This is a genomic window from Algoriphagus boseongensis (assembly GCF_004362805.1).
Classification (GTDB): Bacteria; Bacteroidota; Bacteroidia; order Cytophagales; family Cyclobacteriaceae; genus Algoriphagus; species Algoriphagus boseongensis.
In genome coordinates, this window is the sequence record NZ_SNYF01000005.1 from 49,731 (window position 1) to 75,916 (window position 26,186).

Here is a 26,186-nt window from a genome sequence, read left to right on the forward strand (position 1 = left end):
AATATCATTGTTATCTACAAGTAATGGAAATTTTACAAACTATAAAATAGACTTTTAGTGTGAGGGAAGAAAAAGTAAGTCTTGCTCGTTTTTTGAAATTCCGCCACCTCTATAAATAACGAGGATGACTAATCCCAACATCCATAAATCAAATTCTAATTATCAAACTTTTGGTTTTCTATAGTCTAATGTCTTTTATCTATTTTCTTTAATTCAACCATTCACCATCTTCATAAATTCCTCCTCGGAAATCAAAGGAACTCCAAGTTTCTGGGCTTTTTCTTTTTTGCTTGGCCCCATTTCTTCTCCTTCGATGATGAAGTCCAAGTTCTTGGAAACTGAAGAAAGATACTGCCCTCCATGGGCTTGAACAAAGTCCACAATCTCATCTCGCTTGAAGTTTTGGAGCTTACCGGATGCCAAAATCTTTTTACCAGCCAAGGCATTTCCCAATTGGGTTGATTCTCTTTGTTCGATTTCGAATTTCAAACCATGAGCTTTGAGTCTGGCTATATGATCCAGATTTTCTGGCTGTGCGAAAAACTCATGAATGCTGTGAACCAAAGTTTCTCCCACGCCATTGATTTCGAGCAATTGCTCTGGGGAGGCCGCTTGAAGATTTTCTATGGACCCAAAATGTCTGGCCAAAAGTTGAGCGGTATTTTCTCCGATGTTTCGAATTCCCAAGGCAAAAAGCACTTTCTCGAAAGGCTGTTCTTTTGATTTGAAAATCCCTTCCATCATGTTGGAAATTACCCCTTCTTGGAAGGTGTTGGCTTTGAGTTTTTTGATTCGCTCGGTGATTTCCGAAGGTAAATCCAAATCCAACTCCAGAAGAATCATGTGGACGGTTCCATGTTTTTTACTAGCCTCCAGTATTTTTTCAAAAGACACTCTTCTTCCAAGGAAAATTTCCAAAACCACGGCCACGGGTACATAGTCTTCTACCTTCATCAATTCCTCATGCTGGCTGAGGTTTTGAAGCAGGTAATCGATCATGCCTACATTGGCAGGGACTTTCTTTTTCCAAGCTCTCACCTGAGCCTGAAATGCTCTTAGCTGTTCCTTCAGAGTCAGGTGGGCTGTTTCGCTCAAAAAGTCCTGAATCTGCTTGAAAGAAATGCTTTCTGTTAATGAAAAAAGTGCCTTTTCAAGCGAGATGTATAACAAACCAGTTGCCTCCCTTTCGTACTGGTCTTGGCTCATTTCCAGACCAAGAAGCTCTGTTTGCTTGGTTTCCAGATCGTAGATATCGGCGTAGTTTCGGATAAATCCCTGATCAATTAAAGCCCGGATTCGCTCAGTTCCCAAGGAATCAATATCCATAGCTCTTTTGCTCACGAAATGTTCTATCCGTCCTAAAACCTGTGGAGGACAGCCTGAAGCATTAGGGCAATAATGCTTGGCTTCTCCTTCTTTTCGGATCAGTTTGGAACCGCATTCCGGACAGGTATCAATGTATTGAATTGGCTTTGCTCCAGGTTTTCTGCGCGAAGGATTGACGGCTGTGATTTTTGGAATGATTTCTCCTCCCTTTTCCACAAAAACAAAATCCCGCTCATGAATATCCAGACGTTCTATTTCGTTGGCATTGTGGAGGGAAGCTCTTTTTACTGTAGTTCCGGCCAAGTGTACGGGTGCCAAATTTGCCACCGGGGTAATTGCCCCTGTTCTTCCCACTTGGTAGGTGATGGACAAAAGTTCGGTCTCTGCACTTTCAGCTTTGTATTTGTAGGCAATCGCCCAACGCGGGATTTTGGCAGTGAAACCTAGTTCCTCACGCTGATCGTAATCGTTGATTTTTAAGACAACCCCATCTGTATCAAGTGGAAGCGAGAAACGCATTTCTCTCCATTTTTCGATGTAGTCTAGAACCTCATCGATGTTCTTGGCTTTTTGGTAAGTAGGGGAGACATTGAATCCCCAACTCTCAATCAGGTGGATGGCTTCATCATGTTTAGTTACTCCGATAGTATCACCCAAAAGTTGGTAGAAATAACAATTCAGTCTTCGCTTGGCCACAACCGAACTGTCCTGCATTTTCAAAGTTCCTGAGGCTGCATTTCTCGGATTGGCGAGAAGCGCTTCTCCATTTAGCTCACGTTCTGCATTGATTTTTTCAAATTCCTTGAGCGGTAAAAAAATCTCACCGCGGACTTCAAATTTGGCTGGGACATTGGCTGCTTTGATCGTGAGAGGGATGTTTCGGATGGTTTTTACATTGGCCGTCACGTCATCGCCTTTGGTTCCGTCTCCCCGGGTGACCGCACGAACTAAATGCCCATTTTCATACACCAATGAAATCGCCACTCCGTCAAATTTCATTTCGCAGAAATACTCGTAATTGGTATGCCCAAGGCCTTTGATCACTCGCTCATCAAATGCCTTCAGATCTTCTATGGTGTAAGTATTCCCTAGGGAAAGCATGCGGTATTCATGCTCTACGGTTTGAAATTCCTTGGTAATGGTCCCACCCACTCGCTGACTTGGACTGTCAGATTTAAGCAGATCAGGGAATTGCTTTTCCAGCTTGACTAATTCTTCTAAAAGCTGATCGAATTCATAATCCGAAATCTCAGTTCTGCTTTCCTGGTAATACAATTGGTTATGGTAATTGATTTCCTTGGAAAGTTGGGCTATGCGATGAGCGGCTTCTGCGTGAGTCATGGGGTGAAAAATTCTGGAAGGTAAAAATAGGGTTTGCCCGCAATGCAACCAAGGTAATTGGTAAGAGGATTTTTAGGAGGGAGGTTCTGGCTTCCTTACTTATCTTTGGGTTCGATTTAAGACAAATGGCCAAACGAAATAGCCCTGAAGCAAAAATCCTGGATGTGTCCTATGCCCTTTTTTTGGAAAAAGGTTACAGACATACGACCATGGATGATATTGCCCAAGAGTTGCAAATGAGTAAGAAAACGCTTTACAAGCATTATCCGGGAAAGTTGGACTTGGCAGTAGCCTGCTTTGACCTCCTTCGAACCCGAATGACAGCTAAGGTGGAGGCAATTTTAGACAATAGATATTTACCATTTCCTCTGAAGTTGAGGTCATTTTTATCCGTAGTAGCCACTTATTTGGCTCCGATAAATCCCGAGATTTTTGAGGATTTGAGAGAGCATGCTCCAGAAATCTGGCTGGATCTCAAAGCCTATATCAATGAGTCGGCGCACTTGAGATTTGCAAAACTGGTCGAGGAGGGAGCTTCCAAGGGATTGGTCAATCCTCGAATCAACGTCAATCTGGTGGTGATGCTGTATGCTGCTGCTGTTCAGTCACTTTGGGATCCGAAGTTTATCGCCCAATTTCCAGAGAGTATTCAAAAAGGCCTGAAAATGGCTCCTTCGGATGCATTTGACCAGGCAATAAGTATTATCTATCATGGGATTTTGACCGAAGAGGCCCGAAATGAATTTCAAAACGCCTAAGGCTACCTTCGGACGATTTTCCTATCTTTGGCATCGATTTTAGAAGGCTGAGCAAAGGCTACTTCGGTCTTCCGTCTCCTGTCTTCCATCTAGTTTATTTATGAGCAAAAAGAATTTTAAGCGATATACCGTTACTTCCGCATTGCCCTATGCGAATGGTCCTCTGCATATCGGTCACCTAGCCGGATGTTATGTTCCAGCGGATATTTATGTTCGTTACCTACGATCCCAAGGCAGAGATGTAGCCTTTATTTGCGGGTCGGATGAGCATGGAGTTGCGATTACCATCAAAGCCCAGAAAGAAGGAAAAACTCCTCAGCAAGTGGTAGATCATTACCATGAAATGATGAAAAAAAGCTTCCAAGAATTCGGAATTAGCTTTGATCATTATTCTAGGACTTCTGCCCAAATCCACCACGAAACGGCTCAGGGATTTTTCAAGGACTTGTATGAAAAAGGAGAGTTTTTAGAGCAAACCACTGAGCAATATTTCGATGAGGAGGCTGTTCAGTTTTTGGCTGACCGATACATTGAAGGAACTTGCCCGAAATGCGGAAATGAACATGCTTATGGGGATCAGTGCGAGCGTTGCGGGACTTCTTTGAGTCCTACCGAACTGATCAATCCAAAGTCAAAATTGAGTGGAAGAACTCCAGTTTTGAAAGAAACCAAGCATTGGTTTTTGGATTTGGCGAGATACCAAGAGTTTTTGAAGCAGTGGATCTTGGTGGATCATGCAGATGACTGGAAAAATAACGTTTTGGGGCAATGCCGCTCTTGGTTAGAAGCAGGGGATGGACTGCAGGCAAGATCCATGACCCGAGATTTGGACTGGGGAATCAAGGTTCCTTTGCAGGATGCAGAAGGCAAAGTTCTTTATGTCTGGTTTGATGCGCCGATTGGCTATATCTCTTCCACCAAAGAATGGGCAGCTGAAAAAGGAATTGACTGGAAGCCTTATTGGAAAGATGAGGACACCAAGCTGGTTCATTTCATTGGTAAGGATAATATCGTTTTCCATTGCATCATTTTCCCGGCAATTCTAAAAACTCATGGAGGCTACGTTCTTCCTGAAAATGTTCCTGCGAACGAGTTTTTGAACTTGGAAGGGGATAAGATTTCTACTTCCCGAAACTGGGCGGTTTGGTTGCACGAGTACTTGCAGGAGTTTCCGGGAAAAGAGGATGTCTTGCGCTATGTACTGACTGCGAATGCCCCAGAAACCAAGGATAATGACTTTACCTGGAAAGATTTTCAGGGCAGAAATAACTCAGAGTTGGTAGCCATTTATGGCAATTTTGTCAATAGAGCGGTTGTTTTGACTCATAAATTCTTTAATGGGATTGTTCCTGATCGAGGAGAATTGAGAGGTATTGACAAGGAAGTTTTGGAAGAATTAGCTGGTTTCCCGGAAAAAATATCTGCTTCCATTGAGCGATATCGATTCAGAGAAGCCTTGGGATTGGTGATGGATTTAGCTCGAATGGGCAATAAATATCTAGCCGATACTGAGCCTTGGAAAGAAATTAAAACAGACGAAGCTCGTACCAAAACTATCCTAAACATTGCGCTGAATATCGCTGCAAATTTGGCAATCGTTTCTGAGCCGTTCCTTCCTCATACCGCTAAAAAGTTGTTTGATCTTTTTGGAATGGAAAATCCAAATTGGGCCGATTCAGGTAATGGAGAATTGATCCGAGCCAACCGGGCTCTGGGTCCAATGGGTCTTCTTTTTGAAAAAATCGAAGATGAAACCGTAGAAAAACAAGTACAAAAACTTCTAGATTCTAAGAAAATGAATGAAGCTGCAAATACACCTGTGACTCCGATGAAGGAGATTATTACCTATGATGACTTTGCCAAGCTGGATATGCGCGTGGTGACTGTTCTTGAAGCAGAGCGAATGCCTAAGTCTAAGAAGTTGCTGAAGTTAAAAGTGGATATCGGATTGGGACATCGCACCGTTTTGAGTGGAGTGGCAGAGCATTTTGAGCCTGAGTTTTTGGTAGGTAAGCAAGTGACTATGCTGATCAATTTAGCTCCAAGAAAAATGATGGGAATCGATTCTGAAGGGATGATTTTGATGGCAGAAGACAAAGATGGAAAGCTGAAGTTGCTCGTGCCTCATGAGGGGACTGCGAGTGGATCGACGATTTCTTAAGTAGCAAGTATCAAGTACCAAGTATCTAGGAGTCGAAGTTGGATTCGAAAAGACCTGTCAGGAGTGTTTCTTGACAGGTTTTTTGTTAGGTAAAACAAATACTCCCTAGGAGTTTGGTTGGTTCGTACTTCTATTTATTTTGCGATTCACCTAATTAATTCTTGAAGTTTATAATTATCCACCATGTTCAAAAGAAGAGTCCTTGTCGCCCTATTGGCCATTTTTCTAAGTTTTCCCTCATACAGTCAAATTGAGCTAAAAAACCAAAAGTCAGAAAATCATCAATTAATTCCTGGTACTGAAGTTTTTATGGTGCCTCCCCCTAGTTTTTTGGCTATGGGAATGCCAGGGTTTCTTTTTCCCACTGCTCATGCGGCAATTTTTGTATCTAAGATTCCAGAGGGGAAATTTTCAAGTTTAGAGTCGGAGCTTGAGGGGATTATTGGGCAAAATAGATTGATTGGTCAAGTCCAAGAGGTGCAGATAAATGAAATTCAAGGTAAGTTTTTTACCACAGAAGAAATTAGGAATGGGGATCCCTATACTAATCAAACTATGTTTTTTGGGAATGAGGACTTTGTATACATGGTTATGGGTGTTTGCCCTTCAGATCATCCTGGAATTATTGAGTCAATGAAAGAGTCTATTTTCTCCATTGTTTATGATCCTGAAGCGGTTGAGCAAACTCAAAAACCATTTTCCATTCAAATCGAAACCACCAAATTGAAGGAAGCAGGGGAGCGCTCAGGGATGTTGTTTTTTTCCGTTGATGGGAAGCTTCCAACTGAATCTCCGGATAAAACATCATTTCTTATAGGTTCTTCTATTTATCCTGTGGAGGTGGAAAATACTCGTGAATACGCCGTGAATCGGATCAAGCAATTGCCGTATTCAGGAATTCAAGTGGAGGAAGATCAATTGCGAGAAGTTCAAATAGCTGGATTATCAGGATTTGAATTTGACTTTATCGGTTCAAAGGGTTCCAATAAACCAGAGGAATTGGTTTTCGTGGTGATGCTTTTTGATGATGAAAAGTATTACATGTTGATCGGCAATGCTAATTCGCATTTCCAATCGAATTTGGATTTATTCAAAAAGGTATCATCCACGTTTAGGCTGATGGAGTAGGTTACCAAATACCTTTCGATACTAATTCAAAATTTCAAAATGCTAGAGACAAAAGACCTTGCATTACTTTTTTGGCTATTGTCTTGAGTCTTATGTCTTGTCTCTTGCGTCTTCCAATCAATGCAACGGCCTCTTCTTGATCATCCCTCCCTTGGTGTCCTTGATCGGATATTGAATCACAAAAGCTTTGGGGTCGATTTTTTCGATTTCAGTTAAAACTCTTGTCACTTCCAGGCGGGTCACCACGCAGAAGAGCACATTTCTGTCTGGGTTTTTGGCTTTTTCCCCAAAGCCTCCATCTGCCTTAAATGCGGTCACTCCACGGCCCAAGTCGTAAGTGATTTTTGATTTGATCTCTTCGTTGTACTCAGAAATGATCATTACGCCAAGATATTCTTCCACTCCATTGATTAAGAAATCAACTGTTCGGGATGCTGAGAAATAAGTCAGCATAGAATACATGGCGGTTTCTAGATCCACCATCAATGCGGCTACTAAAAAGAGGCAGACATTGAATACTGTGATAAAATCGCCGACGGTCAAACTTGACTTTCTGGAAACTTGGATCGCCAAAACTTCTGTGCCATCGATCACCGCTCCGCCGCGGATCGCGAAACCTATTCCACTTCCCAAGAAAAAACCTCCAAAAACGGCAATCAATAATTTATCTGCAGTGATGGTCGGCAGTTCGATATAATGAACCAAAAGTGCAAGGGCGAAAATTGCCAAAGTGCTTTTTAAGGCAAACCTTAAAGAAACCTGACGATACCCGAGGTAAATAAATGGGAGATTGACCAATAGGATCAAAATTGATAGGTTTAATGGAGTTAAAATTTGAAGAAGCAAGGCAACTCCCATGGCTCCACCGTCAAAAAAACCATTAGGCAGCAAAAATCCTTTTAAACCGATGGCGGCCATGACTACTCCGATTCCAATAAAGATCACATCTTTGACCTGTCTCCAAACTGTTACGCGTTGGACCCATTTGGTATCCTGAATTTTTAAAAGTCTTTTGGGCATTTCTGTTTTTAATCTTACCTTAAAATTAGACCCAATTTTTGGACAATAAAGAATTGGGGTAATTTATTACTTGATAAAAAATAGGTTGGTTTTTTGAAAATGATAATTATTTTCAGGGTTATTGATAAAAAATAATCGCTTAATCAATCAATTTTTTAGAAATATTTGATTTTGAAGTTTCTTTTTTAACTTCAAGAAGATTAAAACTAAGCCCGATGAAAACAGAAGGATATGCTCACGGGGAGCACTATGATGAAATGTTTGATGAAAATGGGGAGATCAGACCTCATTACCAGGAGTTTGCTCAATTTTTAAGGAAAACCTCCTCCAAGAAGATGCATCAGTTGCAGTTTTCTGCGAATAAGACCCAAAAGGCCATGGGGATGACTTTTAATGTCTACCATGACAATCAAGGACTGGAGAAAATCCTTCATCTTGACATTATTCCTAGAATTATTCCCAATTCGGAATGGAGTAAAATAGAGGCAGGATTAAAGCAGCGGGTTCATGCATTGAATCTTTTTCTCCAGGATATTTACAATGAACAAAAAATCCTGAAGGATAAGATTGTTCCGGAGGATTTGATCTTGGGTTCCAAAGATTTCTTGCGTCCATGTATAGGTTTGACTCCGCCCAAAGGGATCTGGTGCCATATTACTGGGACGGATTTGGTAAAAGACAAGGATGGAGAATATTACATCCTGGAAGATAATCTCAGGTGCCCTTCTGGGGTAAGTTATATGTTGGAAAGCCGGGAAATCATCAAACGTGCTTACCCTCAATTGTTCAATGACGAGGGAGTGATGCCAGTTTCTGATTATCCTACCAAGCTTCTGAAAATGCTCCGATTCCTTTCGGACAAGCCAAAGCCAAAGGTTGGGGTTTTGACTCCGGGGATTTATAACTCTGCCTATTTTGAACATTCCTACTTGGCACTTCAGATGGGAGTGGAATTAGTGACTGGAATGGACTTGACCGTAAAGGACAAAAAAGTCTATATGCAGACGACCAAAGGACTGGAGCAAATTGATGTGATATATCGAAGGATCGATGATTCTTTTCTGGATCCTTTGACCTTCAATCCTAATTCCATGCTTGGAATTCCTGGGATTTTTGAAGCTTATAAGGCCGGAAATATAGCTTTTGCCAATGCTCCTGGAACAGGAGTGGCTGATGATAAAGCCGTTTACGCCTATGTCCCAAGAATCATCAAATACTATCTCGGAGAGGAACCTATTTTGAATAATGTGCCCACCTATCTCTGTCGAGAGGAGAAGGATAGAAAGTATGTTTTGGAAAATATAGAATCCTTGGTGGTCAAGGAAACAGATGCTGCGGGAGGATATGGAATGTTGATAGGTCCAAAAGCAGGCCCAGAGGAGCATGAGAAATTCAGGAACTTGATCAAGGAAAATCCCAAGCATTACATCGCGCAGCCGACCTTGTCTTTATCCACAGTTCCTTGCTTGACTGAGGAAGGGCTAGAGGGGAGACATGTGGATTTGCGTCCCTATATTTTATATGGAGAAGAGATTGAGGTAATTCCTGGATCACTGACGAGAGTAGCGCTTAAAAAAGGCTCTCTGGTCGTCAATAGCTCCCAAGGTGGAGGAAGTAAGGATACTTGGGTTTTGTATAAATAATTTGAATAACGTATGCTAAGTAGAGTAGCAAGTCATATTTACTGGTTGGGTAGGTATCTGGAAAGAGCCGAAAACTATGCCCGCTTCATCGATGTGAATTTCAATTTGATGCAGGACCTTCCAATGGATCTGAAGGAGCAGTGGCAGCCCTTAGTTGCAGCAACGGGGGATTTGGATTTATATAAAACCAAACATGAAACCTTTGATCGCCATGAGGTGATGGAGTTTTTGGCCTTTGATCGGGATAATCCAAATTCCATGATTTCTGCAGTGACTAAGGCCCGGGAGAATGCGAGGATTATCAGGGAAAACTTGAGTAAGGAAACCTGGGAAAAAATCAATGAGCTGTATTACATGCTTCAGGATGGCTGCGATAAAAAAGTCTGGAAAAAAGAAGACCCCAGGAAGTTTTTTGAAATGGTCAAAAACCAAATCCTGTTGATTTATGGTCTGGCAGATGCGACTGTGGCTAGAACCGAAGGCTGGTTGTTCCGCCAATTGGGACAGATGCTGGAAAGAGCCGACAAAACTTCAAGAATTCTGGATGTAAAATACCATATCCTTTTACCTTCTCCTTTGGAGGTGGGTACTCCTTTGGACTTTTTGCATTGGACGGCTTTATTGAAGTCTGTAACAGGATTCAATACCTATCGAAGGTTGTATGGAACCATTGATCCTTCCGGTGTGGTTGAATTCTTGGTGTTGAACAAGTATTTCCCCAGATCAATTTATTATTGCCTCAAAGAATCCGAACGATACCTTCACCTGATTTCAGAAAACAATTCAGAAGGATTCAAAAACTCAGCCGAGAAAGCAATGGGGGAGTTGAAGTCCCGCTTAGAGTTCTCTGAGGTAGATGATATAATTTCTACAGGACTTCATGAATATTTGGATACACTCCAAATAAAAATCAACCATATTTCGGACCTCATCGACAGCAACTTTTTCCAATTGAAGGAAAATGTGATTGTCAAATCTTAATTCAAACATGACCTTTTGCCTCGGCATCAAAACAAAAAATGGATTGGTAGGCCTTTCCGATACCCGAATCACCTCGGGGAATGAAACTACTACTTCCAAGAAGGTTTATACAGTCAACAGAAAAAAACATTCGTTTTTTATCATGACTTCCGGCTTGCGCTCAGTGAGAGACAAAGCCATTACCTATTTCTCCGAGGTAATTGATCAAAAGGACGATAAGTTTACCAAAATGTACCAAGCGGTAAACGAGTTTGGAAATCAGGTGAAAATCGTCGCAAAAGAGGATAAGTCCTATTTGGAGGAAGCTGGATTACAGTTTAATCTGTTTTCAATCATTGGAGGACAGTTGGAAAATGATCCCGAACCCAAGTTGTATTTGCTTTATCCTCAGGGAAATTGGATAGAGATTCGCAAAGGAACTCCTTTTGTGATTATTGGAAATACGGGTTTTGGAAATCCTGTTTTGAAGCGTTCTTTGCATTACGATGATTCTTTGGAATATGCCCTGAAATGTGCCTTTTTGGCCTTTGATGCTACCCGGATTTCAGCTAATGATGTGGATTTCCCAATCGACACGGTTGTTTTGAAAAACGACGAATATTTCACCAAGGAGAAGCGGTTTGAACAGAAAGAGTTGGAGCATATTTCAAACTTCTGGAATAACCGACTAAAAAATGCCATCGCAGAATTGCCGTCTCAGGTGCTAAGTAGTGCTTTTGAAGACATGGAAAGCTTGGTTGAAAACAATTAACCATGCTCATTCAAGTTTGGCACCATACACAGTATCTATATTCCTCACCGGTTGTTCTGGGAATTCACAAGTTGTATTTACACCCACAGCATCGGCCTTATTTTAGAATAGAGCACCAAAAATTTGAGATTTTACCCATTCCAAGTGGACAAAATTTCCGCCAAGACCTAGCCGGTAATTGGTATAGCCAAAGCTGGTTTACAGGAGAAACGGAACAATTGGAAATATCCACCGAGTGGATTTTCAAACTCAGGGAATTCAATCCATTTGCCTTCATTTTGGATAAGTCTTTTGAGGATAAGGGCTGGAATGATCCTTTTTTTCAATTTTCTTACGAAGAGAATACTGCCTTCCTGATTCCTTTTTTACAGGATAAGGAAGAAAATCAGTTTACAGACTTCTTGATGGAAATCAAAAAGTTATCCACGGGTTTGGTAGACTTTCTGGTAAACCTAACCCAGGCTGTGTATCAAGGATGGGAGCATCAGATCAGAGCCGAAGAAAACATTTGGGAGCCTGGGTATACTTTTGAGAATAAGACCGGGAGTTGCCGGGATTTGGCTTTGATGGAAATCCAGATGCTTCGAGAGTTGGGTTTAGCTTCCCGATTTGTAAGTGGATATGCCTTCAATCCAGAATTGGAGGAAGGACATGAATTGCATGGATGGGTGGAGGTATTTCTTCCGGGAGCAGGTTGGATAGGATTAGATCCCAGTTTGGGACTCCTTACAGACCATCACCATATTCCCCTGGCTTCGCATCCCAATCCATTTAGGACTTTACCCGTTCAGGGAACATTTGCTGGAAAGGCCGATTCCGAACTCACTACCCGAGTGGATATCAAGTTGCTACATAAGACCCGTTAATTAGCCACTACCGCATTGTTTTCAGGCATCTTAAACAACTTGTCATCCAAGGCTTCATTGACTAATAAAGGACCTGTAAAACTTACTTGGTAGCGGATATTTTTGGTGGAATCATTCACTAATTCGTACCCAGTCAAAATTCTTGGGAAGACTAATCCATCCGCATCTCGGTAATCGTCATACTTCAAAGCGTTGAGTTTGGTGTTGTTTTGATCAAAAAAGGTGACGTAATAGAGCAGCCAAGCTAACCTTCCAGATTCTGGATCTACCAGCATGAAGTATTTGTCTTTGGAGCTATCTCCTGTGCCGGGCTCAAAGCTTACTTCAAAAGCTTCATAACTAACTCCATTCAATAGTTTCGGATCTGTTTTTTTCACAATCACTCCCGGGTCGGTAAAAATGTAAGGGATGCTGTAAAAGTAGAAATACAGATTATGGTAAAAGCGAACGGATTGACCCTGAAATGCCTGTCTGTTTGGGCTAATCCATACATTTTGTCCATCGTTCCCGATCTGCCAAGTGTCCCCATCAATTCTCACTTTTCTTCCGACCAAATCTATGTAATGATTTTCCCAAGCAAGGTTGGTTTCGTGCACCATATTGAAGGAAAAGGATTTGGCATCAATCCATTGTTTCCAGTCCCCATGAGCATCCAAAAGCTTTTTGAACTCTTCAGGCTGTTCTAATCTAGGATTAGGGGTTGATGGCTCCTGCTTGCAGGAAAAGGCAAAAATTAAAAGAATTGCTAAAAGGCTTTGGGTGAATTTCATGGATTTCTGTTTGAATCAGCAAGGTAAATAAACCCAAAATTTTTCCTAGAAAAAGTCCTTTCAAAAATTAGAGATCCAGAAGCATTAAGATTTTTATAAATTTTCTTTAGACTAATTCTAAATAATAAGAATCCTTTTTTACTTTTGTCCAGTCGTTAAGTCTAAGTCCTAGCAAACCAAACCTATTATGTGGAAACCGATCCGAAAATTTTTAAATGACATTCACCTATACGCTGGATTGATCAGTGGATTGATTGTGATTGCAGTTTGTCTTAGCGGGACGATTTATGTCTACAATACAGAAATCCGTGAATTTGCAGATTCGGAAAGGTATTTCGTCCAAAAGGGAGGAAACCGCTTATCCTTGGATAAGCTAAAAAGTGAAGTTGAGCAGCAACTTGGAGCCGAGGTGGTAGGAGTGAACGTCTATGAATCAGATGATCGATCAGTTCAATTCAGTGTCAAATTGGAAGGTGAGGAGAGACCTGTTACCTATTTTGTAAATCCCTATTCTGCAGCGATTTTAGCTGATTCCAAAGAAAGGACTGCATCAGAAGAATTCATGGGATACATGTTTTCCCTACATCGTTGGTTGCTTTTAGATCGGGTAGAGGAACCGATTTTAGAAAGCATGGGAAATCGTGATTTGGGAAGATTTATCAATGGAATTGCTACGCTTTTGTTTCTCTTGGGAGTGATTACAGGAATAGTAATTTGGTTTCCTCAAAAAGTGAAGAATTGGAAGCAAGGATTAAAAATCAAGTGGTCTGGAAATTGGAAAAGAGTAAACCATGACCTTCACAATACCATGGCTTTTTATTCCCTTTTGACTTTGTTTTTGATGGCGGTGACCGGTCCGTTTTGGTCCTACCAATGGTATAGAGAAGGTTGGCAAAAGACCTGGGATATTTACCAAGCTCCCAGCAATCCTGCCCCCCAGAGTAAGTCTGAAGAAATTTCCACTGCTGAGATTGTAGAAGAAGAAACAGTTCTTCCACTGATTTCATTGGACGAGGTTTTGCAGGTGAGCAATCAAAATTTGGATTACGCTGGCTTCGTTCGAATCTCCCTTCCTTCAGATGGAAAAGGAGAAGTTTCCATCAGTAAATCCAGAACAGGTTTTTTTGCTAAATCCGGATCAGATCAATTGACGCTTGATCCCAATAGCCTTGCAGTAAAGGAGACTAAATTATTTTCAGATCTTCCTGTTAGACAACAGATTGGGAGATCAGTGAAGGCTTTGCATACTGGCGAAATATTCGGTCAGTTTACCAAATTCCTCTGGTTCCTCGGCTGTCTAATTGCCACCTCGCTTCCAATCACGGGTACCCTGATTTGGTGGAATAAGAGAGGTAAGAAAAAATCATCCCAAAGAAAGAAGGCTCAATCTTCTGCTATGGAAGTAGCCTAATTTCTAGGAGCGATTCCCCTGATTTAAGAATAAATTTCATTTCAAAAGGAGAAACTGATTCCCATATCTTTGGGAATTAAGATTCTCTTTTTTGTTGATTTACGGGAATTTTAAGAATATTTTAAGGCTAATAATTATTTGAATCTGATCTAAAAGGTCAATTTTGTTTTCAAATTTTCAATCTATGGAATCACTTTGTATTATCGTTCCGATCTTCAATGAGGAAGAAGCGATTCCAGAGTTTCCCCAGGCATTTTCATCCTATTTTCAATCCAGTGCCTTAAATCCAACAGTATTATTGGTAAATGACGGATCAAAAGATTCGAGTTTGCAGAGAATTAAAGAGCTCTGTGCTTCGAACGATCGTTTCCAATACATTTCTCTAGAAAAGAATTCAGGCCTGAGTGCAGCTATTAAGGCTGGATTCGATGTAGCCACTTCCAGCTATGTGGGCTATATCGACGCAGATTTGCAAACAGTTCCGAATGACTTCTTAAAGTTGGAGCCCTTTCTCAATGAGTTTGACTTGGTTTTAGGAGATAGGTCGGCTAGCAGAAAGGATTCTTTTGTGAAAAATCTTTCTTCAAGGATAGCCAACAATTTCAGGGATTTTATGCTCAATGATGGAGTAAATGATTCCGGTTGTCCTCTTAAAATTCTCAAAAGAGATCTTGCGGTTTCCCTGCCTTTCTTCAAGGGAATGCACCGATTCATTCCAGCCTTAGTACTGATTTATGGAGGAAAAGTAAAGCAGGTTCCAGTTTCGCATTTTCCAAGAATGACCGGTAAAAGCAAGTTCAATTTATGGAATAGACTTTTGTCTCCTTTGCAAGATACCTTTGCGGTCTGGTGGATGTCCAAAAGGAAAATATCCTATAAGGTTGCCGAGTCAAATCTACCTACAGACGCCAAGGTTAAGCAATGAAAGGTTCAATTCTATTGGGTTTAGGCTTTCTCGCTCAGGGTTTGTTTTCCGCCAGATTCCTGATCCAATTAGTCAAATCCGAGAAAAAGGGAGAGGTACTTTCACCTTCTATTTTTTGGCAATTGAGTTTGGTTGCCTCTGCTTTATTGATGATTTATGGCGCTTTTAGGCATGATTTAGCCATATTCGGAGGTCAGATATTAGGTTATTTTGTCTATATCCGAAACCTTCAGATCCAAGGTGAATGGAAGAAATTCCCTAAACTTCTTCAGGCTTTTTTCTTTAGCCTGCCAGTTCTCTTTACCCTTTATTTCATTTTCTTTTGGAATTCAGAATTTTTACTCCTTCTCAATAATCCGGATATCAGCTATTTTCTGCTGACTTGGGGAAGTTTGGGACAGTTGGTTTTTACTTCCCGATTCCTGATCCAATGGTATTATTCTGAGAAAAGTGGAAAGTCCTATTTCCCTCCAAGCTTTTGGTACATCAGTATTTTCGGGGCTTTGCTGATCACCAGTTATGCGATAATTAGAAAAGATGCTGTCCTATTCATCGGGCAGGCATTTGGCTTGATTGTCTACCTGAGAAATATCATGATCCACTTCGGGTATCAGAATAGAAGTAAGGTCAACTTTTTGGAAAAGATCATCCAGTACAGAATGGGGCTGTTTTTAGGAGTCACTTCTTTCTTTTTGTTTTTCAACCTGAACGTTTGGTCTGTAACAGAAACCAGCGAGGCGAGGTATTCCCAGATCAGTAAGGAAATGGTGCAAACTGGGGAATGGCTGCATCCTCAATTGATGGGAATTTATCATTACCATAAGCCTCCGATGACTTATTGGATCACTGCAGTTTCCTATCAGCTTTTTGGGATCAATTCGTTTGCGGCCAGATTTTTCCTTCAAATAGCAGTTCTCCTTCAGATTTTGCTCATTTATCAACTGGGGAAAATGGTTTTTGAAGATAAAAGTAAAGCCTTCAAATCGGCCCTGCTTTATGCTTCTTTCCCGGTGGTAATTATTGGTTCAAGGGCTCTGACCACTGATACCTATTTGGCCACTTTCTTATTGGCGGCGATTTATTTCTGGTTTAGGTATAGTAAAACTGGGAGAAAGTCAGATAATCTGCTCTTCTACCTTTTCCTAGGCCTAGGATTTCTAACCAAAGGACCGGTGATTTTACTCGTTCCTGTTTCCCTTTGGGCTTATCGGGTTTTTACTACCAGAAAATTCCAAGTCGATTCTAATACCCTTTTCGGAATTCTAGTTTTCTTGGTTATAGGACTTTCGTGGTTCCTGATGTTATTCCGAGAGGATTCTAGGTTTTTTGACTACTTCGTCTTGAGGCAAACCGTGGAGCGCTTTTCCAGTGATGTTTTCCACAGAACCAAGCCTTTTTGGTATTACATTCCAATTCTCTTGCTTGCAGCTTTTCCTTGGTTTTTGATTTTGTTGTATAAGACAAAGTCGATTTTTTCAGGGAAAATCCCTATCGCTGCCAAGTTTTGGGTTTGGGTATTTGTCCCTCTTTTGATCTTTTCCCTAAGTCATTCTAAACTGATCCTTTACATTCTTCCCTTGTTTGGCGGTTTAGCCATTGCCTCTATCGCAATTTGGGATAAAATGAATAAACGTGTTCAGAAGAAATGGGGAATAGCTCAGACCATTTTTCAGGTGATTGTGATTCTTACGCTATTCCTTTCGCCGTATTTCGTGGAAGGTCTCTATCTGAATTTGAAATTTTATTTTCTAGGAGTAATTCTATTGTGTTTGCTTTTGGGAATGTACCTGTCTGGGATAAAAAATTCAGATCGAGTTTTGATCAGTACATGGATTTTTACCATGATGCTTACCGGTATGTCGACTTATGTCTTCAGCAATAATTCCAAATTGGTCAATGACACAAAAAAAGTCACAGCTTGGATTGAAGAGCATACTGATGATTCGACGAGGATTGTGATTTTTGACAAAATCCTACCTTCTGTTCCTTTTGAAACAGAAAGATCGGTAATTTCAATCTACTACGGTGATGAGAGTTTGAATAGAGAAACTCAATTTCAAAGAGACGATTCCTGGAAGAATTCATTGATCGATCTGAAAAATCAGCCTGAATGGATTACTCAAAAATCAAATCAGGAGGGACTTTGGATAGCCAAAGCAACTAAGACATTGCCCGCGCTTCCGGATTCTTTAGACTGGAAAGTCTTGGAAGAAGTTGATGGGTGGAAGATTATGGAAATAGCCCGAAAAGAGCCATGAAAATCCTTGTTGTAGAAGACGAACCCGGAATTTCCAATTTCCTAAAGCAGGGATTGGAAGAGGAAGCATTTGTCGTGGACGTGGCAGATAATGGAAAAACCGGATTAGACCTTGCCCTTACAGGAAATTACGACTTGCTGCTTTTGGACTGGATGGTGCCGGGGATCAGCGGCATTGAATTGACACGTCAGTTTAGAAAAGAATATCCACAGACCCCCATCATTTTCCTGACCGCCAAGGACACTTTGGATGAAACGGTGTTTGGATTGCAGACTGGTGCGAATGATTACATCAAAAAGCCATTTCATTTCGAAGAGCTTTTGGCTAGAATCCAAGTCCAGCTAAGGTTGAAGACCAATTCTGAGCAAAAATTAACCATAGGCGATGTGGTGATGTATCCTGAAAAGTTTCAGGTTTTTAAAGGGGAAAAGGAGATTCAATTGACCCAGAAGGAATTTGCTCTTTTGGAATTTTTGATCAGGCATAAAAATCAAGTTTGCAGAAGAACCAGAATCATTGAAAGCGTTTGGGATATCCACTTCGAGTACAATACCGGTGTGATCGATGTTTTCATCAATTCCCTTCGGAAAAAACTGGAATTGCAAAAAGACGAGGATTTCATCCACACGATTCGTGGGGTCGGTTACATGGCTAAAGAATGAATCAGCAATCTTTTAAAATCCGCATGGCCCGCAGACTTACGGCGGTGACAGCATTTTTGGTGCTGATTGTCTTTGCTTTGATTTATTGGGTTGTGGAATTGACCGTAGTCAACAGAATAGATCAGGAAATCCAGCTAGAACTGGATAAGCACAAGGGGCAGATTTTTTTGGTGGATGGGCAGATCAAGTTTTTGCATAAAGGGGAGTGGCAGGAAGAAGAGCATAGACAAATTCAGCTCAAACCCATTTTCATTGAGATCGTGGATATGGAAGGGAATTCCATGGATCGATCTCCCAATCTGAGGGAAAATCATTTAAGCTTTTTCCCAGATCGGGCTAACTCCGGAAAAGCATGGACGGTCAAACTTGGAGCGGAAGAAGTAAGGCAGATGCAGATTCTTCTAACCAATGCTGGACAAAATGAAGGATATCTGCTCATCGCCCAATCCTTTGAGGATGCTAGACATATCCTGACCAACCTGAGAAATATCCTTCTCCTGCTTTACCCGGGGATATTAATTTCCCTGTTCTTGACCATGAGATATTTGGCTGGAAAAAGCATTCAGCCAATTCAGCAGATAATCGACCAAACCAATCAGATTTCCCAAACCAACCTCAACCAGCGAGTTTCTACCCAAGAGACCAATGAGGAAATATCTGCCCTGACCCAGTCCATCAATCAGCTTCTTCAAAGACTCGAAAAGGCTATGGTTCGGGAGAAGCAATTTACTTCCGATGCCTCTCATGAGCTCAGAACTCCCTTGTCTGTCCTTAGAGGGACTTTGGAAGTATTGATTCGCAAGCCGAGAACCCAAGAGGAATACGTCCAGAAAATCCAAACTGCCTTGGGAAGCATTGATAAAATGTCGGAGCTGACAAATCAGTTGTTGACTTTGGCTAGGGTGGAAAATGGTCCAAACATCATTAAAGAGGAGATCGAATTGATCACCTTTTTGGAAGAAATTGCTGACGAAAAATCCCAGGAATCAGGAAGAAAAGTTCGGTTTGAGACTGAATCAGGTACCCCCATTTACCTGATGAGCAGTGAAAAGTCCTTGCGGATTATTCTCTCTAATTTATTGGATAATGCCATCAAATATTCAGGACCGGATCAGGATGTGATTTTGAGAACTGGCAGGGAAGGAAATCGGGCTTTTATTGCGGTTAAAGACCAAGGCCTTGGTATTTCAGAAGAGTCGAAAGGAAGTGTTTTTGATCCATTTTTTAGAGAACAACAAGTCGGAGGAGAGCCGATTCAGGGGATGGGCTTGGGCTTGGCAATTGTCCAAAAACTGGCCGAAGAAGCCCAAATTCAAATCGAATTAGAAAGCGAAAAAGGCAAGGGAACTCAGTTTACCCTCTGGCTTCAAATTGCCGATTAAAGATTTTAAGCAAATCTTAAGAATTGGTTAAGCCTCGTCTAAGTCTGGCAGTTCAATTTTGAGGAAATCTTCCTTTTCCTCATGCTAGATAAGATCATCCATTGGAGTATTTCCAATAAACTGATAATCGGAATTTTTATTGCTGTTTGGATTGGCTTCGGCATTTATTCACTGGGAAATATCCCGATCGGTGCAGTTCCTGATGTCACCAACAACCAAGTTCAGGTCATCACTACCTCTCGAAACCTTGCCACAGAAGATGTGGAAAAATACTTGACCTATCCGGTCGAATTGGAAATGGCTAATCTCCCCGGGGTAAAGGAGATCAGATCAATCTCAAAGTTTGGACTTTCTGTGGTTACCATCGTTTTTGAGGAAGACTTGGGAACCTACCTTCCTCGTCAGCTTATCGCTGAAAGGTTAAAAATTGCGGAGGAAAAAATTCCAGCTGGTTTTGGAAAACCTTTCATGGGGCCGATTTCCACAGGACTTGGGGAGATTTATCAATATGTCATTGATGTCAAGCCGGGATATGAGGATAAATACAGCATAACGGATCTTCGGACAATCCAGGATTGGGTAGTGAGAAGACAGCTTGCCGGGATTTCTGGTGTGGTGGAGATCAATACTTGGGGAGGATTTTTAAAACAATATGAAGTCTCTGTCAATCCCGAAAGACTCAAGGGAATGGGCATCTCCCTTCAGCAAATTTATTTGGCCCTTCAAACCAACAATTCCATTGCCGGAGGTAGCTATATCGAGAAAACCAACGAGAGCTTTTTCATCCGAGGTGAAGGTCAGATCAATAACCTGGAAGACATTGGCAATATCGTCTTGGAGGTCAGAGAAGGCACTCCGGTTTATGTCCGGGATGTTGCAGAAATAAAATATGGTGCTGCCAATCGCTTTGGTGCGATCACAGCCAATGGAGAAGGAGAGAAGGTCCTCGGTCAGATCATGATGCTCAAAGGAGCTGATGGGAAAAGAACCATTGATGCCGTTAAAGCGCGAATTGCGGAAATGGAAAACACCCTTCCTGAAGGCATTGTGATCAATGGGTTTTTGGATAGATCTGAGCTAATCGGCAAAACCACATTCACCATCGCTGAAAACTTGATTTTGGGATGTTTGATTGTGGTATTTGTGGTGGTTTTGCTTTTGGGAAATTTCCGCTCAGGACTGGTCGTCGCTTCGGTAATTCCATTGAGCTTATTTTTCGCACTTTCAATGATGTACGTTTTTGGGGTGGATGCCAACTTGATGAGCTTAGGTGCCATTGACTTCGGGATCATCATTGATGGCGCAGTGATCATCGTAGAATACATTGCTTTTCAATTCACCAAATCAGGAAGTTTATTAACCGGGCTTTCTAAAAAAGAGCTTCAGACTGAAAAGGATAAGATTTCATTCAACGGATCTTCCAAGATGATGCATTCGGCCATTTTTGGACAGATTATCATCATCATCGTATTTATCCCGATTTTATCTCTTTCTGGAGTTGAAGGGAAAATGTTCCGCCCAATGGCTGAAGTATTCAGTTTTGCCTTGATCGGGGCCATGATTTTGGGAATGACTTACGTGCCGGTAGTTTCTTCTATTTTTCTAAAATCTGAGGCACCTGGACCAAAGAACGTTTCCGTTCGAATCATCAATTTTTTAAATGGATTGTACGAGCCAACCTTAAAGTTTGCCTTGAATCATTCCAAAGCAATCCTTGCTGCAGCAGGGGCGTTGTTGATTGCCACTGTACTCATTTTTAGCAGAATGGGTTCTGAATTTGTTCCCACTTTGGACGAAGGAGATTTTGTAATTCAACCGGTTTTGAAAACTGGAACTCCACTAACAAATACCGTAGAAACTATCACCCAAATCGAGAAAATCCTCAAGCAGTTTCCTGAAGTGAAGCAAGTTGTGACCAGAATTGGTGCGGCAGAAATCCCCACCGATCCTATGTCCATGGAAGAAAGCGATGTGATTGTGACCTTAAATCCTCCTTCGGAATGGACTACCGTAGAAACCAAAGACGAATTGGCAGACAAGTTCAAAGAGGCTTTGGAAGTGATTCCTGGATTGGACTATGAATTCACCCAGCCAATCGAAATGCGATTCAATGAATTGATCACCGGGGTAAGAGCTGACTTGGCTATCAAGGTATTCGGGGAGGATTTGGATGTTTTGTTAAAAACTGCCGAAGATATAGAGTCTGCAATTCAAGGGGTAGAAGGAGCTGCTGATATCATTTTGGAAAAAGTGGATGGCTTGCCTCAAATGAAAATTGAATTTGACCGGAAGAAAATAGCCCAGTTTGGATTGAATGTTTCTGACCTGAATGATGTGGTGGAAATGGGATTTGCAGGAATGACAGCAGGAAGTGTTTTTGAAGGGGAAAAGCAATTTGATCTGGTGGTTAGATTTTCAGAGCCTTACAGAAAAGATATTACTCACTTGGAAAATGCAACCATTCAATTACCGAATGGAGGCAGTGTTCCGCTTTCACAATTAGCTAAAATCACCTACACCAAAGGTCCTGCAAAAATCTCCAGAGATAACACCCAAAGAAGAATTGTAATCGGAGTTAATGTGAGAAATCGAGATCTCCAATCAGTGGTGGACGATGTGCAAGCCATTGTGAAAAATCAGGTGACCATTCCTGAGGGGTACCGAGTGGCCTATGGTGGTCAATTTGAAAACTTACAGCAAGCCAGAAGTAGGCTGATGATCGCTGTTCCTATTGCCCTGATCTTGATTTTCATTCTCCTCTATTTCGCTTTCTCTTCTTCTAGAGAAGCTTTGATGATTTATTCCGCGATTCCGCTTTCTGCTATCGGTGGGGTTGCCCTCTTGTGGGTAAGGGATATGCCTTTCAGTATTTCGGCGGGTGTTGGCTTTATCGCTCTATTTGGTATTGCTGTACTAAATGGAATCGTGATGATCGAACACTTTAAATCCATGAAACATAAGTTTACTGACATTCGGGACTTGGTGATTACCGGTGCGAAAGAAAGGATGCGACCGGTGTTGTTGACAGCTTCTGCGGCTGCAATGGGCTTTTTGCCTATGGCGATCTCCCAATCTGCCGGAGCTGAGGTGCAGAGACCTTTGGCAACTGTGGTAGTTGGAGGTTTGATTTCAGCCACGGTTTTGACCTTGGTAGTTCTACCGGTTTTATATGTGATGTTTAATGAAAAGTCTTTCTCCTTCAAGCCTGGGAAACACCTTTCTATCATTCTTTTCCTTGGTCTATTCTTGTCTTTTTCCAGTAGCTATGCGCAGGAAATCTCCCAGCCTTTGACCTTAGAGCAGGCTCTTGATCGAGCTTTGCAGCAAAATCTATCTATTCAGGCAGCTAGAAAGAGTTTGGATGTTGCTGATGCGCAAAGCAAAGCAGGTTGGACCATAGATAAAACAGAGGTCTACTACGGTTTTGACAAAAATGATATTGCAGAGAACGGGGACTATAACCGAAAAATAGGAGTCCGTCAAAGATTCGATTTCCCAAGTCTGTATTCCGCCCAAAAGAACACGCTCCAAGCTGCAGCCGAAGCCCAAAAAGCTCAGGTAGATTTGGCTGAAATGAGATTGAAAAAGGAGGTTTCCAAAGCCTTCATTACCGCAGTTTACTGGCAAAATCTCGAAAAAGACTATGGCTATTTGGATAGTTTGTATGGGGAATTTGCTCGGGCTTCGAGAAGAAAGTTTGAAACCGGAGAAAGCAACCTTCTGGAAAAACTCACCGGAGAAAGTAAACAAAGGGAAATCGGACTAAAACGAGCCGAGGCTTCTCAAAATGTGGCTATTGCCTTGAATCAACTCAGACAATTGCTCAATTGGGAAGGTGATCTAAAGCTGGTGGAGGAAGAACTTTCCCCTTTAGAATCGGAAGAAACGCTTCATCCCGGTTTGGCGGTTTATCAGGCTCATTTGAGTCTGGCGGAAAATCGGGTAAAAGTGGAAAGACGAACCTTGCTCCCGGATTTGAATTTGGATTTCTTCAGAGGAACCAACCCGTCTATTAATTCACAAATATATCCAGGCTTTCAGGCTGGTATCGGGATCCCGCTTTTCTTTGGCTCCCAAAGTGCAAAAATCAAGGCTGGAAAATTCTATCAAGAGCAACTTACTCTGGAATCTGAGGCCTTTTCCCAGCAATTGGAAACCCGGAAAGCTACTATTGAAAGAGCTTTAGCCCAGAATAAAACAGTCATCGATTATTATGAAAAGGAAGGCAGGGTTCTTTCCCAACAGTTGCTGGATCAAGCCGGAAGATCCTATAAGGAAGGGGAAATTGACTTTCTCCAATACGTTCAGTTGGTCGAAAACTCAAAAAATCTGGCCTTACAATACCTCCAAAGCAAATTGGATTATCAATTAAATCTACTCGAAATCACATACCTAACTTTGCCATGAAGCGAATTCTTCAAGTACACGTTTTTGTTTTTGCCCTGATTCTTTTGGGAACCGGATGTGGTTCTGGTGAAAGTGGAGGAGATTCTTCCATCGAGGTTGGAGAGGCTGCGGGAAATGACTCGGAAGTCTTTGTGACCTCAGACCAGTTTAATGCCATGAACATGGAATGGGGCAAGCCTGAAAAGGAGACATTTTCGGAAGAAGTAAATCTCCAAGCAATGGTGAAAGTTCCTGTAGAGGGAATGGTTGAGGTTTCTGCTTATTTCGGGGGATTTGTCAGTGATTTCAAATTGGTAGAAGGTCAGCCGGTTAGAAAAGGGGAAGTGCTCTTTAATTTGGAAAACCCTGATTTCATCCGAATTCAGCAGGATTATCTGGAGACCAGCAGTCAATTGGCTTACCTCAAATCAGAATTTGAAAGACAGAAAACTCTTTATGGGGAGCAAATCGCTTCGCAAAAGAACTTCCTAAAAGCTGAGGCAGATTACCAAGCAAGCTTGGCTAAGACCCAAAGTCTTAAAAAACAGCTTTCCTTGATTCAAATCAATGCAGATCAGCTAACTCCACAAACTATCCGCTCAAAGGTTCCAGTGGTTTCGCCGATTACAGGATTTGTGGATCAGTTTTTCGTGGTTCCTGGAGCTTTTTTACCCGCTTCAGGAAAGGCTGTTTCCCTGATCAGTAAGGAGCATTTACATGTGGAGTTGATGGTTTTTGAAAAGGATGTTACTAAAATTCACAAAGGACAAAAGGTGAAATTGAGTTCAATAGATATCCCCGGTGAAATGATGGAAGCCGAAGTCTATATGGTGGGGCAGGTAATCAATGAAAGCCGCCAGACTATGGTCCATTGCCATATTTTGGACGAAAGCAAGGAGGAAAAATTGGTTCCTGGAATGTACTTGGAAGCCAAACTCCAACTCGAGCCTACTGAGAGATGGTCTGTTCCTACCCGAGCTATCATCGAAGTAGAAGGTGAGCAATTCATCTTAGTAAAAATGACTCAGGAAGCAGGAGGAATCAGAATGAAGAAAATTAAGGTTCAGACCTTTGAAACTAATCCCGAGGTGACTGCAATCGAACTCCCAGCAGGAATGGATCCTGAAGTTGAGGTTTTGGTGAGGGGCGCTTTTTACCTGATGTAATTCGGAGATTGATTTTAAAATTCAATGGATTGAAAAAAGGAATTCGGAAGGTATCTTTTATCTTACCCTAAATTCCTTCCGTCATGTTAAAAATGCGCTTATTCTGGTTTCTGGGTTTATTCTTTTTAGGGTTAAATTCTTTTGCTCAAAAGACCACCCAAACAGAAAATATCATTCTGATCACCTTTGATGGACTTCGTTGGCAGGAGCTTTTTACCGGAGCAGATTCTTTACTGGTGGACGATACAGGATTGATTGAAACTCCGGGTTCGCTTTTGAAGGATTTTTGGCACCCTGATCCCCAAAAAAGAAGGGAAATGTTGTTTCCGTTTTTCTGGAATACAATTGCTCAACATGGACAAATCTATGGCAATCGAGCTTATGGAAATAAGGTAGACAACTCCAACAAAATGTGGTTTTCCTACCCGGGCTATAATGAGATTTTGAGCGGTTTTGCAGATGATGAACGAATTACCTCCAATTCGAAAATCAACAATCCCAATGTGACCTTCCTGGAATACCTCAACCGAATGCCAGAATACCGGGGAAAAGTGATGGCTTTTGGAAGCTGGGATGTTTTCCCTTATATCATCAATAAGCAAAGAAGCGGGATACCTGTCAATGCTGGATTTGATTTGGCAGAGGGAGAAAATCTTACCGAAGTAGAGAAAACCCTCAATCGCTTACAGCAAGAGATCCGAGGTCCTTGGGGAGAGGTTCGATTAGATCCATTTACGCATCATTATGCCTTGGAAGCGATCCGAACCAAAAAGCCAAAAGTGCTTTACATCGCTTATGGAGAGACGGATGATTGGGCCCATGGAGGGAAATATGACCAATACCTTTGGTCTGCGAGACAAACGGGGAAGTATATCCAGGAGATTTGGGAGACGATCCAAAAAGATCCTCATTACAAGGATAAAACCACACTTTTAATCGGAGTAGACCACGGAAGGGGAATTACCAAGACAAGTTGGAAAGGTCATGGGGAATCCATTCCCCAGGCTGGTCAAATTTGGCTGATGGCCATGGGGCCTGACACTCCCGCAACAGGGGAAATGAAAATGGAAGGTCAATGGAATTCTTCCATGGTCGCCAGAACAGTTTTCAAACTGCTTGGATTAGATTATCCCGACCCAAAGGCAGCGCCTTTTGTCAAGGAAATGGTGAAGTAGGAGATTTTTTTCATCCATTTTCTCGAAAGAGATAGGGGTATCTTCAGTTTCAGTTGTCTTTTTTAAAAGAGAACCA

18 protein-coding genes are annotated in these 26,186 nt (G+C 41.7%); 15 read left to right on the plus strand and 3 right to left on the minus strand.

The window, feature by feature from the left end; genetic code table 11:
- Positions 1 to 213: 213 nt before the first annotated feature.
- Positions 214 to 2,667, minus strand: coding sequence for an NAD-dependent DNA ligase LigA (gene ligA, locus DFQ04_RS00225; RefSeq protein WP_133551514.1), 2,454 nt, complete (start codon positions 2,665 to 2,667; stop codon positions 214 to 216).
- Between the two features lie 125 nt (positions 2,668 to 2,792).
- Between ligA and DFQ04_RS00230 the strand changes: the two genes are divergently transcribed.
- From DFQ04_RS00230 to DFQ04_RS00240, 3 genes are all read left to right on the plus strand, one after another.
- On the plus strand, positions 2,793 to 3,425 hold the full coding sequence (locus DFQ04_RS00230) for a TetR/AcrR family transcriptional regulator (protein WP_133551516.1): 633 nt from the start codon (positions 2,793 to 2,795) through the stop codon (positions 3,423 to 3,425).
- 100 nt (positions 3,426 to 3,525) lie between these two features.
- Positions 3,526 to 5,586, plus strand: a complete 2,061-nt coding sequence (gene metG, locus DFQ04_RS00235) for a methionine--tRNA ligase (protein ID WP_133551518.1) — start codon at positions 3,526 to 3,528, stop codon at positions 5,584 to 5,586.
- A 183-nt stretch (positions 5,587 to 5,769) separates the two neighbouring features.
- Positions 5,770 to 6,714 carry a hypothetical protein gene (locus tag DFQ04_RS00240; RefSeq protein WP_133551520.1) on the plus strand — a complete coding sequence of 315 codons (945 nt, stop codon included), beginning with the start codon at positions 5,770 to 5,772 and terminating at the stop codon, positions 6,712 to 6,714.
- Positions 6,715 to 6,831: 117 nt separating this feature from the next.
- Here DFQ04_RS00240 and DFQ04_RS00245 read toward each other — a convergent pair whose 3' ends face one another.
- Complete coding sequence (locus DFQ04_RS00245; RefSeq protein ID WP_133551522.1) at positions 6,832 to 7,734, minus strand: YitT family protein; 903 nt, start codon at positions 7,732 to 7,734, stop codon at positions 6,832 to 6,834.
- 215 nt (positions 7,735 to 7,949) lie between these two features.
- Here DFQ04_RS00245 and DFQ04_RS00250 point away from each other — a divergent pair, with 215 nt between their 5' ends.
- The 4 genes from DFQ04_RS00250 to DFQ04_RS00265 are packed head-to-tail and all read left to right on the plus strand — an operon-like array spanning position 7,950 to position 11,975.
- A complete protein-coding gene (locus DFQ04_RS00250; protein ID WP_133551524.1) occupies positions 7,950 to 9,377 on the plus strand; it encodes a circularly permuted type 2 ATP-grasp protein in 1,428 nt (475 codons plus the stop codon).
- A gap of 12 nt (positions 9,378 to 9,389) precedes the next feature.
- Positions 9,390 to 10,358, plus strand: a complete 969-nt coding sequence (locus tag DFQ04_RS00255; protein ID WP_133551526.1) for an alpha-E domain-containing protein — start codon at positions 9,390 to 9,392, stop codon at positions 10,356 to 10,358.
- A 7-nt stretch (positions 10,359 to 10,365) separates the two neighbouring features.
- On the plus strand, positions 10,366 to 11,109 hold the full coding sequence (locus DFQ04_RS00260) for a peptidase (protein WP_133551528.1): 744 nt from the start codon (positions 10,366 to 10,368) through the stop codon (positions 11,107 to 11,109).
- A 2-nt stretch (positions 11,110 to 11,111) separates the two neighbouring features.
- A complete protein-coding gene (locus DFQ04_RS00265) occupies positions 11,112 to 11,975 on the plus strand; it encodes a transglutaminase family protein (RefSeq protein ID WP_133551530.1) in 864 nt (287 codons plus the stop codon).
- Here the strand turns inward: DFQ04_RS00265 and DFQ04_RS00270 are convergent.
- The gene (locus DFQ04_RS00270) at positions 11,972 to 12,745 is read right to left on the minus strand and encodes a DUF6503 family protein (RefSeq protein ID WP_133551540.1); all 774 of its coding nucleotides are present in this window, start codon (positions 12,743 to 12,745) and stop codon (positions 11,972 to 11,974) included. The two genes, DFQ04_RS00265 and DFQ04_RS00270, sit on opposite strands and share 4 nt — an antisense overlap.
- A gap of 187 nt (positions 12,746 to 12,932) precedes the next feature.
- Here DFQ04_RS00270 and DFQ04_RS00275 point away from each other — a divergent pair, with 187 nt between their 5' ends.
- The 8 genes from DFQ04_RS00275 to DFQ04_RS00310 all read left to right on the plus strand — a co-directional run bounded on the left by DFQ04_RS00275 (position 12,933) and on the right by DFQ04_RS00310 (position 26,110).
- The gene (locus tag DFQ04_RS00275) at positions 12,933 to 14,156 is read left to right on the plus strand and encodes a PepSY-associated TM helix domain-containing protein (RefSeq protein ID WP_133551542.1); all 1,224 of its coding nucleotides are present in this window, start codon (positions 12,933 to 12,935) and stop codon (positions 14,154 to 14,156) included.
- A 184-nt stretch (positions 14,157 to 14,340) separates the two neighbouring features.
- Positions 14,341 to 15,081: a glycosyltransferase gene (locus tag DFQ04_RS00280; RefSeq protein WP_133551544.1), complete on the plus strand. Its 741-nt coding sequence runs from the start codon at positions 14,341 to 14,343 to the stop codon at positions 15,079 to 15,081.
- Entirely contained in the window at positions 15,078 to 17,339 is a 2,262-nt protein-coding gene (locus DFQ04_RS18260) for a lipid-A-disaccharide synthase N-terminal domain-containing protein (RefSeq protein WP_166637221.1), read from the plus strand. The genes DFQ04_RS00280 and DFQ04_RS18260 overlap by 4 nt, the downstream gene beginning before the upstream one ends.
- On the plus strand, positions 17,336 to 18,001 hold the full coding sequence (locus DFQ04_RS00290) for a response regulator transcription factor (RefSeq protein ID WP_133551546.1): 666 nt from the start codon (positions 17,336 to 17,338) through the stop codon (positions 17,999 to 18,001). Before DFQ04_RS18260 ends, DFQ04_RS00290 begins: the two co-directional genes overlap by 4 nt.
- A gap of 23 nt (positions 18,002 to 18,024) precedes the next feature.
- Positions 18,025 to 19,383: a sensor histidine kinase gene (locus DFQ04_RS00295; protein WP_243739601.1), complete on the plus strand. Its 1,359-nt coding sequence runs from the start codon at positions 18,025 to 18,027 to the stop codon at positions 19,381 to 19,383.
- 81 nt (positions 19,384 to 19,464) lie between these two features.
- Complete coding sequence (locus DFQ04_RS00300) at positions 19,465 to 23,790, plus strand: CusA/CzcA family heavy metal efflux RND transporter (protein WP_133551550.1); 4,326 nt, start codon at positions 19,465 to 19,467, stop codon at positions 23,788 to 23,790.
- Positions 23,787 to 24,935 carry an efflux RND transporter periplasmic adaptor subunit gene (locus tag DFQ04_RS00305; RefSeq protein ID WP_133551552.1) on the plus strand — a complete coding sequence of 383 codons (1,149 nt, stop codon included), beginning with the start codon at positions 23,787 to 23,789 and terminating at the stop codon, positions 24,933 to 24,935. Before DFQ04_RS00300 ends, DFQ04_RS00305 begins: the two co-directional genes overlap by 4 nt.
- A gap of 83 nt (positions 24,936 to 25,018) precedes the next feature.
- Positions 25,019 to 26,110, plus strand: coding sequence for a phosphoglyceromutase (locus tag DFQ04_RS00310; protein ID WP_243739602.1), 1,092 nt, complete (start codon positions 25,019 to 25,021; stop codon positions 26,108 to 26,110).
- The last annotated feature ends 76 nt before the right edge of the window (positions 26,111 to 26,186 follow it).